At 59.3% G+C, this 13,938-nt stretch carries 15 protein-coding genes; 7 read left to right on the top strand and 8 right to left on the bottom strand.

Annotated elements, in window-relative coordinates:
• The first annotated feature begins 193 nt into the window (after nucleotides 1-193).
• On the top strand, nucleotides 194-493 hold the full coding sequence (locus tag ACA068_RS10615) for a PilZ domain-containing protein (protein ID WP_497309624.1): 300 nt from the start codon (nucleotides 194-196) through the stop codon (nucleotides 491-493).
• A gap of 61 nt (nucleotides 494-554) precedes the next feature.
• Here ACA068_RS10615 and ACA068_RS10610 read toward each other — a convergent pair whose 3' ends face one another.
• Complete coding sequence (locus ACA068_RS10610) at nucleotides 555-1,244, bottom strand: MlaA family lipoprotein (protein WP_497309622.1); 690 nt, start codon at nucleotides 1,242-1,244, stop codon at nucleotides 555-557.
• A gap of 200 nt (nucleotides 1,245-1,444) precedes the next feature.
• Here ACA068_RS10610 and pcrP point away from each other — a divergent pair, with 200 nt between their 5' ends.
• Both pcrP and ACA068_RS10600 read left to right on the top strand, forming a co-directional pair.
• Nucleotides 1,445-2,065 (top strand): HAD superfamily inactivated hydrolase PcrP, encoded by a 621-nt coding sequence (gene pcrP, locus ACA068_RS10605; protein WP_497309620.1) that lies wholly within the window; start codon nucleotides 1,445-1,447, stop codon nucleotides 2,063-2,065.
• 109 nt (nucleotides 2,066-2,174) lie between these two features.
• Nucleotides 2,175-2,438: a DUF4404 family protein gene (locus ACA068_RS10600; protein ID WP_497309618.1), complete on the top strand. Its 264-nt coding sequence runs from the start codon at nucleotides 2,175-2,177 to the stop codon at nucleotides 2,436-2,438.
• 174 nt (nucleotides 2,439-2,612) lie between these two features.
• Here the strand turns inward: ACA068_RS10600 and queF are convergent, their stop codons facing one another.
• Nucleotides 2,613-3,443, bottom strand: a complete 831-nt coding sequence (gene queF / locus ACA068_RS10595) for an NADPH-dependent 7-cyano-7-deazaguanine reductase QueF (RefSeq protein WP_497309616.1) — start codon at nucleotides 3,441-3,443, stop codon at nucleotides 2,613-2,615.
• Nucleotides 3,444-3,504: 61 nt separating this feature from the next.
• Nucleotides 3,505-4,029: a copper-resistant cuproprotein CopI gene (copI, locus tag ACA068_RS10590; protein WP_497309614.1), complete on the bottom strand. Its 525-nt coding sequence runs from the start codon at nucleotides 4,027-4,029 to the stop codon at nucleotides 3,505-3,507.
• 155 nt (nucleotides 4,030-4,184) lie between these two features.
• On the opposite strand from copI, the gene ACA068_RS10585 reads away from it, so the two are divergent.
• Nucleotides 4,185-4,865, top strand: a complete 681-nt coding sequence (locus ACA068_RS10585; RefSeq protein WP_497309613.1) for a heavy metal response regulator transcription factor — start codon at nucleotides 4,185-4,187, stop codon at nucleotides 4,863-4,865.
• Nucleotides 4,865-6,214: a heavy metal sensor histidine kinase gene (locus tag ACA068_RS10580; RefSeq protein WP_497309611.1), complete on the top strand. Its 1,350-nt coding sequence runs from the start codon at nucleotides 4,865-4,867 to the stop codon at nucleotides 6,212-6,214. The genes ACA068_RS10585 and ACA068_RS10580 overlap by 1 nt, the downstream gene beginning before the upstream one ends.
• 106 nt (nucleotides 6,215-6,320) lie before the next feature.
• On the opposite strand, the gene ACA068_RS10575 is transcribed toward ACA068_RS10580, so the two are convergent.
• The 3 genes from ACA068_RS10575 to ACA068_RS10565 form a co-directional block, all read right to left on the bottom strand.
• A complete protein-coding gene (locus ACA068_RS10575) occupies nucleotides 6,321-7,565 on the bottom strand; it encodes a lipoprotein-releasing ABC transporter permease subunit (RefSeq protein WP_497309609.1) in 1,245 nt (414 codons plus the stop codon).
• A gap of 65 nt (nucleotides 7,566-7,630) precedes the next feature.
• Entirely contained in the window at nucleotides 7,631-8,314 is a 684-nt protein-coding gene (gene lolD / locus ACA068_RS10570; protein WP_167362278.1) for a lipoprotein-releasing ABC transporter ATP-binding protein LolD, read from the bottom strand.
• Nucleotides 8,315-8,321: 7 nt separating this feature from the next.
• Nucleotides 8,322-9,572 (bottom strand): lipoprotein-releasing ABC transporter permease subunit, encoded by a 1,251-nt coding sequence (locus tag ACA068_RS10565; RefSeq protein WP_497309607.1) that lies wholly within the window; start codon nucleotides 9,570-9,572, stop codon nucleotides 8,322-8,324.
• Between the two features lie 94 nt (nucleotides 9,573-9,666).
• Here ACA068_RS10565 and ACA068_RS10560 point away from each other — a divergent pair, with 94 nt between their 5' ends.
• Together ACA068_RS10560 and ACA068_RS10555 are read left to right on the top strand one after the other, a co-directional pair.
• Nucleotides 9,667-10,245, top strand: a complete 579-nt coding sequence (locus ACA068_RS10560) for a PilZ domain-containing protein (protein ID WP_497309605.1) — start codon at nucleotides 9,667-9,669, stop codon at nucleotides 10,243-10,245.
• 14 nt (nucleotides 10,246-10,259) lie between these two features.
• Entirely contained in the window at nucleotides 10,260-10,982 is a 723-nt protein-coding gene (locus tag ACA068_RS10555; RefSeq protein ID WP_497309603.1) for a glycerophosphodiester phosphodiesterase, read from the top strand.
• Nucleotides 10,983-11,024: 42 nt separating this feature from the next.
• On the opposite strand, the gene sthA is transcribed toward ACA068_RS10555, so the two are convergent.
• Nucleotides 11,025-12,419: a Si-specific NAD(P)(+) transhydrogenase gene (gene sthA, locus ACA068_RS10550; RefSeq protein ID WP_497309601.1), complete on the bottom strand. Its 1,395-nt coding sequence runs from the start codon at nucleotides 12,417-12,419 to the stop codon at nucleotides 11,025-11,027.
• 207 nt (nucleotides 12,420-12,626) lie between these two features.
• Complete coding sequence (locus tag ACA068_RS10545) at nucleotides 12,627-13,571, bottom strand: FAD:protein FMN transferase (protein ID WP_497310566.1); 945 nt, start codon at nucleotides 13,569-13,571, stop codon at nucleotides 12,627-12,629.
• Nucleotides 13,572-13,938: the final 367 nt, after the last annotated feature.

The following is a 13,938-nucleotide window of genomic DNA, read 5'->3' as shown; positions in this document are numbered from 1 at the left end:
TCTCTACTGCACTGTTATCGAGCGTTTGCCCTACACACAGGTACACCAGAGGTGCCCTTCTAAGGCGCAGACGGTACTCCCATCCGCGGGGCGTTTCAAGCTCACGCCGATGGTCGCTTGACGTCTTTACTTGTCAAATCACCGGGAGTTATAAGAACAGGCAAAACCGTAACCCAATGGAAGGATGAAGCCCATGAGTCAAACCGATCGGGACTACAGCGAAAAGCGCGATTTCATCCGCATGCGGGTCGATGCCGATGTGTCGCTGATTCACGAAGGCGATGAGGTGCCAGCCGTCTGCATAGACCTTTCCAGCAGTGGCATGCAGGTTGAGGCACCCAACCTGTTCAAGGTCGGTGACCGGCTCAGCGTGCGCATCGATTCCGATCACGTAGCGCTTAAAGGGCTTGAAGCCGACACCGAAGTTGTATGGGTGAAAGAACAGGACGATGGCAGTCAGAAACTCGGGCTTACAATCTTGAAGATGAAATAAGCTCGGATCCAATCGAAAGAAGGCGGCCGATTGGCCGCCTTCTTCATTTTACGGGTCGAGATCAAAAATCGTCTTCGACCTGGCCGTCTTTGACTTTGAACTCGCGGTTCTGCAAATACGCATTGCGGATGAAGGTGTATTTGTCGCCGCTGATCAACTTCTCGCTCGACAGCAGACTTGCGCGGGTGTCGACAATGTTCAGGCCGAAGATCGAGTTACGCACGGGCACGTCGTTGATATAGCGGTACGGGCCGGTGTAGCCGTCGACGTACCTGGATGGAGCATCGCGCAACGTGCTTGGGCCCAACAGCGGCAACATCACATACGGGCCGCTGCCCACGCCCCAGTAACCGAGCGTCTGGCCAAAGTCTTCGTCGCTACGATTCAGGCCCATTTTAGTGCCGACGTCGAAGAAGCCCAGCAGGCCGAAGGTGGTGTTGAAGATCAGACGCGCAGTGTCGACGCCAGCCGCGGCCGGTTTAGCCTGCAAGACGTTGTTGGCAAGGTTGGTGACATCACCGACGTTGCGAAACATGTTGTGAATGCCGTCTTCCAGAAACTGCGGCGTCACGAACTCGTAGCCTTGAGCGATTGGCTTGAGTGCATAAGTGTCGACGAAGTCGTTGAACTGAAAGATTGGACGGTTGACGCTTTCCCAAGGGTCTTCTTCCGTGGCAGCCTGGGCTGCGAACGGAACCACCAAAACGCTGGCACACACACAAAGCTGAGCTAGACGATTGCTCCAGCGCATAGAAAACTCCTTGGATTGTACTGGCATGGGCGCTTGGCCCAGGCGATAAGCTGGCTAGTATAAGACGGAAAAGCCGGTTTAGGGCAGCCTCGCGCGTGATGACCTACGGATGATTCGTCCTGACTGAGAGCACTTCACATCAGTGTCATGCAACTGTCACCGGCAGCACCTAGCCTTGCCGTTATTTCAGGGACGTTGATATGCCGCACGCCGAAGCCTTGCCCCTTGCCGCACCCAGCCTGACCGCCGTACTGTTCGGGCTCAGTGGTTGCCTGGTGGATTTCGGCGCCCGGATGCGCCAGCACGACACTCACACGGCCGAGCACGCCGAGGTCACGCCCGGCGCGCTGGACAGTCTGAACAGCTTGCAGCTCCAGCAGATTCCTTGCGCCTGGCTCGACGAGTTGCCCCCCGCCCTCACCCACTCCCTGGCCAGCGCGTTGCCTTCGTGGATCAAGCCTTCGCAACACCCAGCAACAATCAATCCATGGCCGGCGCCGAACGCTTGCTGGCAAGCCTTGATGGCATTGAATGTCGAACAACTCGATGGTTGCGTGCTGGTCAGCGGCGAACCGCGATTGCTGCAATCGGGACTGAATGCCGGGCTGTGGACGATCGGTCTGGCGTCCTGCGGTTCGCTCTGCGGTTTGGCACCCGGTGAATGGCAGGCCTTGAGTCAAAAGGAGCGCGAACACCTGCGTGGTAAAGCGACCGTGCAATTGTTCAGCCTGGGTGTGCATTCGGTGATCGATCACCTCGGTGAGCTCGACACCTGCCTGGCGGACATCAGCCTGCGTCGGCTCAAGGGCGAAAAGCCCTGATCGAGATCATGCAGGCAAGACAGGAGTGGATTAATCTAAAGGGAAGCCATAGACCTTTGGCACGCTGCTGCGGTCTATGCCAGTGCCTATCGATAAAAGGAAGAACGCCATGCCTGCCCGCGAACTGCAACAACAACTCAATACTCTGCGCGAGCAATTGGAACAGAATCCGCCGCTGACGGAGGCCGAGCGCGAAGACCTGCACGCGCTGATGCAACAGATCGAACTCGAGCTTGAGCTGGAAACCAAAACCAAAGACTCCAACCTCGCCGACAATGTGAACCTGGCCGTCGAGCGCTTCGAAATCGAACACCCTACCCTCGCCGGCACCTTGCGCAACATCGTGCAAGCCTTGGCCAACATGGGGATCTGAACCCGCCAGATGCAAAAAGCCCTGCTATCGCTAGCGGGGCTTTTTTCATTTTTACAATTCGCAATGCAATCCCCTTGTGGGAGCGGGCTTGCTCGCGAAAGCGGTGTGTCAGTCGACATAAATAGCGCCTGACACTACGCTTTCGCGAGCAAGCCCGCTCCCACAGGGGGTACTTTATTGCCGGACCAGACGATGGTTCGGCAGTTGCATTTCTTCAGTACTGCGATACGGGTTGATGTCCAACCCACCGCGTCGCACATACCGCGCGTAGACCGTCAACTTCTCCGGTTTCAGCAACCGCTGCAAGTCGAGGAAAATCCGTTCCACGCACTGCTCATGGAAGTCCGAGTGCTGACGAAAGCTCACGATGTATTCCAGCAAACTCGCGTGATCCAGCGCCGCGCCACGGTATTCCACTGCCACGCTGCCCCAGTCCGGCTGACTGGTGACCGGGCAGTTGGATTTGAGCAAATGGCTGTGCACGCTCTCTTCGACAATGCGCGAATCATCGCAACGCAACAATTCCGGGCGCGGATGCTCGTAGTTACTGACGCTGATGTCCAGATCATCGATGCACACACCCGGCAACGCCACGACGCCTTCGGCTTCGACCTCCTTGAGGCTGCGAATCCGCACGCCAACCGGCTTGCCGGCAGCGGCCGACAGGTCTTTGACCAGCGTCGCTTCAAGGGTCGGGGTATCGGCAAATGGCGTCTGATTCAACGAGTTCAGGTACAGCTTGAACGACTTCGATTCGATGATGTTCGGCGAATCCGCCGGGATGCTGAATTCGCCAATCGCCACCACCGGCTTGCCGGACGGCAACAGCCACGACAGCTCGAAGCAGTTCCAGAAGTCCACACCCTTGTAAGGCAGGGTTTGCGCCGTCAGGCCCAACTCCGCCCATTTCGCGGTGCGCGGGATCGGGAACAGCAAGGACGGCGTATAAGTGGCGATGTATTCGCTGGACTTGCCCAGCGGCGAGAGTTCGGCTGCGGGATGCATGGCGGAAACCTGACTGAATAATCAGCGGATTCTACCAGCCTTTGCACCCGCCTTTGAGTGCTTACTGACTGACAGTCAGTTTGCCGACCATGCCCGCCTGGTAATGGCCGGGAATGTTGCAGGCAAATTCCAGGCGGGTGGCCTTGCTGAAGGTCCAGGTCAGCTCGGCCGTTTTTCCCGGTTCGACGAGGACGCTGTTCGGGTCGTCGTGCTTCATCATCCCGTGGTCCATGCCAGCCATCGAACCGTGGTCCATTTCCTTCATGCCTGTAGGCGTCAGCATGCCGCTCTGCTGCATCTTCATCATTTCCTGCTGATGCCTGGCGTGCATCGCCGCGTCGCCGAGGTTGAATTCGTGCAACAACTGGCCTTTATTCACCAGCACAAAACGAACCGTCTCACCGGCTTTGATATCGATCGCCTTGGCCGTGAACGACATGTCACCCATCACCACCTCGACACTGCGAGTAGCCTTGGCCGCCGGGGCTGGCTGACCGAAATCGTAGGTATGCGCCGGCGCTGCCCACACCGGCAAGCTCAGAGCCAGCAAACACGCGGCCAGCCCCAGAGATTTGCGCAAAAACATAGTCGTACTCCAACAAGATAAGGTTCAGCCTGTGGAAAACTCTAAACTGTCACCACTGCCCGCAACCTGACATGCAGATTACAACTTTGTCAGGTTGACCTGTATTAACGCTGCCCACGGTATAAAGCGTTCGTTCCACTTGCCTCGAGTTGCCCATGAAACTGCTGATCGTCGAAGACCAACCGAAAACCGGCCACTACTTGCGCCAGGGCCTGACCGAGGCCGGTTTCAACACCGAGCTGACAGCCGACGGCAGCACCGGGCAACAACTGGCTTTGAGTGGTGACTACGCGTTGTTGATCCTTGATGTGATGCTACCCGGTCGCGATGGCTGGCAAATCCTGCAGGCGGTGCGTGGCGCCGGCCTCGATACGCCAGTCCTTTTTCTGACGGCGCGAGATGCGGTGGAGGACAGAGTCCACGGCCTCGAACTCGGTGCCGACGATTACCTGGTCAAGCCGTTCGCCTTCTCCGAATTGCTGGCTCGGGTCCGCAGCCTGTTGCGACGCGGCAACGCTTCGCCTCAGGAAACCAGCCTGCAACTGACCGACCTGCGCCTGGACTTGATCCGCCGCCGGGTGGAGCGCGGCGGTCGACGCATCGACCTGACCGCCAAGGAGTTCGCCCTGCTGGAAATGCTCCTGCGGCGCCAGGGTGAGGTGCTGCCCAAATCACTAATCGCCTCCCAGGTCTGGGACATGAATTTCGACAGCGACACCAATGTTATCGAGGTCGCGATCCGCCGTTTGCGCCTGAAGATCGACGATGAGTTTCCCAACAAGCTGATTCATACCGTGCGCGGCATGGGTTATGTCCTTGAAGAGCGCCCTGCCTGATGCGTCGACTCTCGCTGAGCAGTCGTCTGGCGCTGCTGTTTGCGGCCTGTACCGCCGTGGTTTCACTCTTTGCCGGGGTATTGTTCAGTCGCGCCAGCGAGGCGCATTTCATCGAGCTCGATCAGCAATTGCTGGACGGTAAATTGATGAGTTTGCGCCGCGTACTGCATGACGTTCAGTCGAGTGAGAGCGAAATCAAACTGGCTGACGAGCTGAGCCGGGAGGCGGACCTGTCGCTGCGAATCACCGGCAGCGATGGCCAGCGCTGGTATGACAGCTCGGCGCGCCTTCCGGTAAAGCTCCCGCAAAAAACGGGCTTATCCAAGCTGAACGACAACGGCACCGATTATCGCGTGCTGAATGCGCCGTTGTTTGTCGACCGGCCTGACTCACCGCAACTGACCTTGCTGCTGGACATCACCCATCACCAGCACTTTCTGCAACGCATGCAGCACCTGATCTGGCTGACCGTCGGCTTGTCCGCCCTGGCCACCGCGTTGCTCGGTGCGTGGGCGGCACGCAGTGGTTTACGCCCGTTGCGGCGCATGAGTGCGATCGCCAGCGGCGTTTCGGCGCAATCGCTCAATGCCCGGCTGCCCGAAGAGAATATGCCGTCGGAACTCACGGAATTGGCCGACAGCTTCAACGCCATGCTCGGACGCCTGGACGACTCTTTTCAACGGCTCTCGGCGTTTTCCGCTGACATCGCCCACGAACTGCGCACGCCGTTGTCGAACCTGCTGACCCACACCCAGGTCACCCTCACCCGCCCTCGGCCTATCGAAGATTACCGTGAAGCGCTGCACAGCAACCTCGAAGAGCTGCAATGGATGGCGCAGTTGGTCAACGACATGCTTTACCTGGCCAAGGCCGACCATGGGCTGCTGACGCCCAAGCGGGAGTCGCTGGAACTGGCCGCAGAAGTGGATGTGTTAATGGAGTTTTTTGCGCCGCTGGCGGAAGACGCCCGGGTGACATTAAGTAGTGAGGGCAGCGCGCGGATGGAGGGTGACCGCAGCATGTTGCGGCGGGCGCTCTCCAACTTGCTGGATAACGCGCTGCGGTTTACGCCCGCTGATGGCGAGGTGCGGGTGCGGATTGTTGATCAGGTCAAAGGCTTGAGTTTGACGGTCGAGAACAGTGGGGACGGCATTGACGGGCCGTTGCTGCCGCGTGTGTTTGATCGCTTCTACCGGGCTGATGCAGCGCGACAGGAAGGCAGCAGTGAACATGCGGGGTTGGGGTTGGCGATTACTCAGTCGATCATCCGCGCCCATGGCGGGCAGATTCGTTGCGAATCGAATGATGGGTGGACGCGGTTTGTGATTGAGTTGCCGAGGGGGGATTGAGGCCAGCAGGTCTGGCCCCTTCGCGAGCAAGCCCGCTCCCACATTGGATCTAAGTCAGCTCGGTCAAGTGTGGGAGCGGGCTTGCTCGCGAAGGCGGCATCAGGGCTTACGAATACCGCAACGCGTGAGCCGGCTCGATCTTCGCCGCACGCCAGGCCGGGTAGACCGTCGCCAGGAAGCTCAAGATGAACCCGGCGGAGCAGATCAGCAACACATCCCCTCCCTGCAATTCCGATGGCAAGTTACTGACGAAATACACATCCGAACTGAAGATGTGCTGGCCACTGACCCGCTCCATCCAACCCACCAGCTCACTGACGTTCAACGCCGCAATCACGCCGAGCACGCCACCGATCAAGGTACCGACAACGCCGATCACCGTGCCCTGCACCATGAAGATCGCCATGATCTGTCGCGGTGTGGCGCCGATGGTGCGCAGAATCGCAATGTCCGCGCCCTTGTCGTTCACCACCATGATCAACGTAGCGATGATGTTGAACGCCGCCACGGCGACGATCATCAGCAACAGCAGGCCGATCATGGTTTTTTCCATCTTCATCGCACTGAACAGACTGCCCTGGGTGTGGGTCCAGTCGTCGGCCCGGTAGGCGGTGCCAAGACCCGAAGCCACATCGCTCGACACCTTCGGCGCCGCGTACAAATCCTTCACGGCCAGGCGCACGCTCTGCACCTGGTTCGGAGCCCAGTGCTGCATCTGCGCGGCATCGGCGACGTGGATCAGCGCCATAGAGCCATCCAGCTCGGCGCCGACCTTGAACACACCCACCACATTCAGCCGCTGCATGCGCGGGGTAATGCCGCCGGGTGCACTGCTGACTTCCGGCACGATCAGGGTGATCTTGTCACCGACATTCAAGCGGAAACGCCGCGCGGTGATCTCGCCGATCACCACGCCGAACTCGCCCGGCTTCAACGCATCGAGACGGCCCTGAACAATGTGCTGGGCAACGATCGACACCTTGCCTTCCTGCACCGGATCGACACCGCTGACCTGAATCGGCTGCATCGTACCTTTATAGGAAAGCATGCCTTCCATCTCGGTGAACGGCACGGCGGCGGTGACTTCCGGGTTTTTCATCGCCGCGGCGGCCACGGGCTGCCAATCGTCGATCGGGTTCACGCCGACGATGGTAGCGTGCGGCACCATGCCGAGGATCCGCGAGCTCATTTCGCGCTGGAAGCCGTTCATCACCGACAGCACCACGATCATCGCCAGCACGCCGAGGGCGAGGCCGATCATCGAGGTCATCGAGATGAAGGAAACAAAGCGATTGCGGCGCTTGGCGCGGGTATAGCGCGTGCCGATAAAGATCGATAACGGTCTGAACATTCGCTGGGGCACCGTATAAAAATAAAAGACCCGACGTACTGTTCAGCACGCCGGGTTTCGGCCAATCAGATGGGCGTCAGGCAACCTTCCTGCAAATGCAGGACGCGATCCATCTGGCGAGCCAGGTTCATGTCGTGAGTCACCACCAGGAACGCCGTGCGCATCGAAGTGCTGAGTTCGAGCATCAAATCCTGAATGCCCTGGGCGGTGTGGGAGTCGAGGTTGCCGGTCGGCTCGTCGAGCATCACCAGGCCTGGCTTGTTCACCAGGGCGCGGGCGATGGCCACACGCTGACGTTCGCCGCCGGACAGCTCCGAAGGCTTGTGCTCCAGACGATGGCCCAGACCTACCCGCTCCAACAATGCCGTCGCACGCTGACGCGCTTCCGGGATCGCGGTCTTGCCGATCAGCAGCGGCATGCAGACGTTTTCCAGCGCGGTGAACTCAGGCAGCAAATGGTGGAACTGGTAGACGAAACCCAGTGACCGGTTGCGTAAAAGGCCGCGTTTTTTCTCGCTCAACGCCGACAGCTCCTCGCCGTCGAGCCAGACGCTACCCTTGGTTGGCGTATCGAGACCACCCAACAGGTTGAGCAAGGTACTTTTGCCCGAACCCGAGGTGCCGACAATCGCTACGCGCTCACCCGGGTGCAGCTCCAGCTGCAGACCGGCCAGGACTTCTACCGACTCCGGGCCTTCCTCGTAGGATTTGCCCAGGTTGCGGCAGCTCAAGATTGCTTTATCACTCATACCCAACTCACTCATAACGTAGCGCCTCCGCAGGCTGGGTGCGCGCGGCACGCCAGGCTGGATACAGGGTGGCGAGGAAACTCAGGATCAACGCCGCAGAGCAGACCATCAACACGTCCTGGCTCTGCACTTGCGACGGCAGGTAATCGATGAAGTACACGTCGGCGTTCAGGAACTTGTGGCCGATCAACCCTTCGAGGGCCGAGATCGCCGCGCTGACGTTCAACGCAGCGAAGATCCCGAACACAGCGCCGATCAGCGTACCGATCACACCGATGACCGTGCCCTGGACCATGAAGATGGCCATGATCTGCCCCGGCGTGGAGCCCAGGGTGCGCAGAATCGCGATATCGCCCTTCTTGTCATTCACCACCATCACCAGCGTGGAAATGATATTGAACGCCGCGACGGCGACAATCAGCAGCAACAGCAGGCCGATCATGGCTTTTTCCATGCGGATTGCCTGATACAGGTTGCCGTGGGTGCGCGTCCAGTCACGGGCATAGAAATGGTCTTCGCCGAGCTGCTGGGCGATATTCCACGCCGTGCGGGGGGCCTGGAACAGGTCGTCGAACTTCAGGCGGATGCCCTGGACCTGATCCGGCTTCCAGCGATGCAGCTTCGCCAGGTCCTGCAGGTTGGTGACGCCCAGATACCCGTCGATCTCACCGGCGCCGACATGGAAGATGCCGACCACGGTAAAGCGCTTCATGCGCGGGAACATCCCGGCCGGGGTCACCGTGACTTCCGGCGCCACGAACGTCAGCTTGTCGCCGATGGCCGCGCCGAGTTTGGCGGCTGCCTTGTCACCGATGACAATGCCGAAGCTGCCGGGGGTCAGGTCGTCGAGTTTGCCCTGCTGCATGAAGTTATCAATGATCGAGACCTGGCGTTCCAGCGCAGGGTCGATGGCATTGAGCAGGACTTTGGAGACCTTGCCGTTGTTGGTCAGCAAGCCCTGCATCTGGGTAAACGGCGCAACAGCCGTCACCTGAGGGTTCTGCTTGACCTTTGTGGCCAGGCTTTGCCAGTCGCTGATCGGCTCACCGGACTCAATGGTCGCGTGGGGCACCATGCCCAGCACGCGGGTGCGCATCTCATGATCGAAGCCGTTCATGACCGACAGCACGACGATCATCACGACCACGCCGAGGGCGAGTCCGATCATTGAGGTCAGGGAAATGAACGACACAAAATGATTGCGACGCTTTGCACGGGTATAACGCGTGCCAATAAATACGAAGAGAGGTCTGAACATGTCGGGGCTTGTTCGGAGGGAAAAGGAACGTCCTTGTGGCGGGGGTCGATAACCAGCTTTACACTCAGACCACCGCCGCTACCATGGGTTCGCCATGTCGACATTAGATGAAGAAGATCGCCGCGAATACTACCGTATCGAGGACACGATCGCACTGGAAATTCGGCCCCTGTCCGCTCCCGAAGCCGCAGGCCAGGAAGTGTTGCAGGATGCTTCCCCTCTGTTCAACTTGCTCAGCGAACTGCACCTGAGCGAATTCGAGTCGCAACACCTGCTGCGCCAGATCAGTGAGCGTGACCGCAACCTCGCAGCGTTCCTGAAATCCCAGAACAAACGCATCGATCTACTGAGCCAGGTGATCGCAATCACCGTGCTCGGGCAGATCGGCGAGCCGCAGCCGGTGATCATTTCCGAAGGCGGCATCGACTTCCAGCACCCGACGCCCATCGCCGTGGGCGCGCACCTGTCGGTCAAACTGGTGCTGATGCCGCAAGCCCTCGGCCTGTTGCTGCGGGCTCGCGTCACCCATTGCGATCGCAAGGCCGGCGCCTATGACGTCGGCACCGAGTTCGAATACCCGACCGACGCCCAACGTCAATTGCTGGCCCGCTACATTTTGCAGAAGCAGGCCCAGGAACGACGTCTGGCCCGCGAAAACGAATCAGGCATCTAATTTAAGGAAGAACCGTGACCCTCATCTACGGCCATCGCGGCGCCAAGGGCGAAGCACCTGAAAACACGCTGACCAGTTTCCAGCAATGCCTCAAGCATGGCGTACGCCGCTGCGAACTGGACTTGCACCTGTCCATGGATAACGAGTTGATGGTCATCCATGACCCGACGCTCAAGCGCACCACCGACCGGCGCGGCAAGGTCGTCGAGCATACGGCGGCCGAGCTGGTGACCTACGACGCACGCAAGGGCGGCCCGGGTTCGATCAAGCCCTGCCCGATCCCCACGCTGGAAGAGTTGTTCGAGAAATGCGATTTCGAGCATTGGCAGCTGGAAGTCAAAAGCGCTTCTCGCACCCGTGCCGCGACGACCGTGCTGGCGATTCGCGAAATGGCTCAGCGTTTCGGCCTGCTCGACAAGGTCACGATCACGTCAAGTTCACGTGAAGTGCTGAAAGCCGCACTGGACCTGGTGCCGGACGTATCTCGTGGTCTGGTGGCTGAATATGCGTGGCTCGACCCGTTGAAGGTCGCCCAGAGTTATGGCTGTGAGATTCTGGCGCTGAACTGGACCCTGTGTACGCCGGAACGCCTGCAGAAGGCGCAGCGTCAGGGGTTGCATGTGTCGGTATGGACAGTCAACGAGCCCGCGCTGATGCGCAGACTCGCCGACTTCGGCGTTGACAGCCTGATTACAGACTTTCCCGGTTTGGCCAGCGCCACCCTCGAGAATTGCTGAAATCGGTCTCCCCGGCCGGCTCAGGCCACCGGCCGGAGCCACTCAAAAAAGCCGGTTGAGGCCATCGTAAGCCGCTACCCGATAGGCTTCGGCCATGGTCGGGTAGTTGAACGTCGTGTTGACGAAGTACTTCAGGGTGTTCAGTTCGCCCGGCTGGCTCATGATCGCCTGACCGATGTGAACGATCTCCGACGCCTGATAACCGAAGCAGTGAACGCCCAGCACTTCCAGGGTCTCGCGGTGGAACAGGATTTTCAGCATGCCCTGGGGCTCGCCGGCAATCTGTGCACGCGCCATGCTCTTGAAGAACGCCTTACCCACTTCATAGGGCACCTTGGCCTGGGTCAGCTCCTGCTCGTTCTTGCCGATCGAGCTGATCTCCGGGATGGTGTAGATGCCGGTCGGTACGTCGTTGACGAAGCGCCAGCTGTTGTTATCGACGATGCTGCCAGCAGCCGAACGACCCTGGTCGTGGGCGGCACTGGCCAGGCTCGGCCAACCGATCACGTCGCCAGCACCGTAAATGTTCGGCACGCAGGTGCGATAGGCTTCGTCGACTTCGATCTGGCCACGGCTGTTGACCTTCACGCCGATATTTTCCAGACCCAACTGATCGGTGTTGCCGGTACGACCGTTGCACCAGAGCAAGGCATCGGCCTTGATCTTCTTGCCGGACTTGAGGTGCAGGATCACACCGTTGTCCACGCCTTCGACGCGGTCGTAGTCTTCGTTGTGGCGAACCGTGATGTTGTTGTTGCTGAAGTGGTAGCTCAGGGCCTGGGAAATTTCCGAGTCCAGGAAGCTCAGCAACTGACCGCGGTTGTCCACCAGCTCAACCAGTACACCCAGGCCACTGAAGATCGACGCGTATTCGCAACCGATCACGCCAGCGCCGTAAACAATGAGTTTGCGCGGGGTGTGGCCGAGGCTGAGGATGGTGTCGCTATCGTAGATGCGCGGGTGATGGAAATCGATGTCCGCCGGGCGATAGGGACGCGAGCCGGTGGCGATGATGATGTGCTTGGCCACCAGTTTTTCGACCACGCCGTTGGCGCAGACCACTTCTATGGTTTGCTCGTCGGCGAAGCTGCCGGTGCCGAAGAACACGTCGACGCGGTTACGGGCGTAGTAGCCGGTGCGCGAGGCGACTTGTTTGGAAATGACTTTTTCAGCGCATTTCAGCACGTCCGGGAACGAGAACCAGCGTGGCTCACCAATGGCCCGGAACATCGGGTTGGTGTTGAACTGCATGATCTGCCGGACCGAGTGACGCAGTGCCTTGGACGGGATGGTACCCAAGTGGGTGCAGTTGCCGCCGACCTGGCGACGGCTATCGACCATCGCCACCTTGCGCCCTGCTTTGGCGGCGTTCATTGCCGCGCCTTCTCCCGCTGGGCCGGAACCCAATACCACCACGTCGTAGTTGTAGACAGCCATGCGTACTCCTCAGAACAGGCCGCGGCGCCCTCGGCACCTGCGGCTAAATCACGCCGATCTGTGGCGTGAAGGAACAATTTGGGGCCAATGCAGAACCCGGACACAGTCTATAGAAGCGTCAACGCCGGGCACATTAACCCTTGGTCGCGTCGTAGGCTAGTTTTGCCTGCACTACAACGCCAGTCTTCAATGCGCGAACCGTCGCAATCATTCGGTTTTGCCGCCGCTGAGGCGTTCAAAAGCCTGATTGGTTCGTGTGACGAAACCTGTATCGGCACGGATCACGAAAAATGCGCCGATATCGTGTTTTTCTGCGTAGTCCCAACCGCGCTCCGGGCCGAGAATCAGCAACAGCGTCGATAGGCCATCGGCCATTAACGCTGAAGGATTAATCACCGTGACTGACGCCAGTGTGTGTAAGACCGGCGCACCGGTGCGGGCATCGAAGGTGTGCGAATAGCGCCGACCGTCCTGCTCGAAATAGTTGCGATAGTCGCCGGAAGTGGACAGTCCGTAGCCGTCGACCGCGATGATTTTTTGCGCCACTTGCTGATCGTCCCGGGGCTCTTCCAGCGCGATCTTCCAGGCTGAGCCATCGAGTTTTTTGCCCGCGGCCTTGAGCTCGCCGGTGACTTCGGCCAGGTAGTTGCGGATGCCCATCGCTTCGAGTTTTTCGGCAATGGTATCGACGGCGTAACCAGCGGCGATGCTGTTGAAGTCGACTTCGACGGCGGCGTCCTTGCACAGCTGATCGCGGTCGATGCGCAGGTGTTGGTAGCCGACCCTTTGCCTGACTTCGGCGAGCGCCTGGGCCGCGGGGACTTTTTCCTCACGGGCCTGCGGGCCGAACCCCCAGAGGTTGAGCAGCGGTTCAACCGTCAGGTCGTAGGCGCCTTCGCTTTGTTCGGAAAGCTGCTCAGCGACGCGGACCAGTTTGAGGATCGACGCGGGCATTTTCTGACAGCGATGGGCGGGCAGATCGTTGAAAACCTCGATGTCCGAGTCGCTGCGGTAGGTGGACATTTGCTGATCGATGTCGGCGAGGATCTTTTCGGCCTGCACCTGGACTTCTTTTGGAGCAGGAAGACCGGGGTGGTGCACGTATTTGATTGAATAAGTGCTGCCCATGGTCGGGCCGCCGAAGGTTTCCATGGAGTCGCCGTTGCCGCAGCCCGACAACACGCCTATCAGAACCAAGAGAACGCCCCGCCGCCCTTTCAACAATTCCCACACTCCCCAGAGCAACCCCTGACACACCGCCAAGGCCAGCCATTATGCGATAGAAATTGTGGGAGCGAGCCTGCTCGCGAAGAGGGCGTGTCAGATGACATCGTTGTTGTCTGGCACGCCCTCTTCGCGAGCAGGCTCGCTCCCACATTTTGATCTGCGTTGTCCGTGGACTGTAATTCTCTCCAGTCCGCAATCCACACCGCGTAATGGCTACATCGTTTAAGCAGCAAGCTAACTAGTTGTTGCCTAACGATCTTCATACACATATCGTTACAAAACTGTTCGCCGA

The sequence above is a fragment of the Pseudomonas sp. LBUM1660 genome, assembly GCF_059695935.1.
This window is presented reverse-complemented; position numbering and strand designations above follow the sequence as displayed.

Excerpts from the sequence above, each read along its gene's own strand:
- ACA068_RS10585 (WP_497309613.1), top strand. The coding sequence starts at position 4,185 with ATGAAACTGCTGATCGTCGAAGACCAACCGAAAACCGGCCACTACTTG.
- ACA068_RS10560 (WP_497309605.1), top strand. The coding sequence starts at position 9,667 with ATGTCGACATTAGATGAAGAAGATCGCCGCGAATACTACCGTATCGAG.
- ACA068_RS10545 (WP_497310566.1), bottom strand. The coding sequence starts at position 13,571 with ATGGAAACCTTCGGCGGCCCGACCATGGGCAGCACTTATTCAATCAAA.
- ACA068_RS10600 (WP_497309618.1), top strand. The coding sequence starts at position 2,175 with ATGCCTGCCCGCGAACTGCAACAACAACTCAATACTCTGCGCGAGCAA.
- ACA068_RS10610 (WP_497309622.1), bottom strand. The coding sequence starts at position 1,244 with ATGCGCTGGAGCAATCGTCTAGCTCAGCTTTGTGTGTGTGCCAGCGTT.
- pcrP (WP_497309620.1), top strand. The coding sequence starts at position 1,445 with ATGCCGCACGCCGAAGCCTTGCCCCTTGCCGCACCCAGCCTGACCGCC.
- ACA068_RS10580 (WP_497309611.1), top strand. The coding sequence starts at position 4,865 with ATGCGTCGACTCTCGCTGAGCAGTCGTCTGGCGCTGCTGTTTGCGGCC.
- queF (WP_497309616.1), bottom strand. The coding sequence starts at position 3,443 with ATGCATCCCGCAGCCGAACTCTCGCCGCTGGGCAAGTCCAGCGAATAC.
- copI (WP_497309614.1), bottom strand. The coding sequence starts at position 4,029 with ATGTTTTTGCGCAAATCTCTGGGGCTGGCCGCGTGTTTGCTGGCTCTG.
- ACA068_RS10575 (WP_497309609.1), bottom strand. The coding sequence starts at position 7,565 with ATGTTCAGACCGTTATCGATCTTTATCGGCACGCGCTATACCCGCGCC.
- ACA068_RS10615 (WP_497309624.1), top strand. The coding sequence starts at position 194 with ATGAGTCAAACCGATCGGGACTACAGCGAAAAGCGCGATTTCATCCGC.
- ACA068_RS10565 (WP_497309607.1), bottom strand. The coding sequence starts at position 9,572 with ATGTTCAGACCTCTCTTCGTATTTATTGGCACGCGTTATACCCGTGCA.
- sthA (WP_497309601.1), bottom strand. The coding sequence starts at position 12,419 with ATGGCTGTCTACAACTACGACGTGGTGGTATTGGGTTCCGGCCCAGCG.
- lolD (WP_167362278.1), bottom strand. The coding sequence starts at position 8,314 with ATGAGTGATAAAGCAATCTTGAGCTGCCGCAACCTGGGCAAATCCTAC.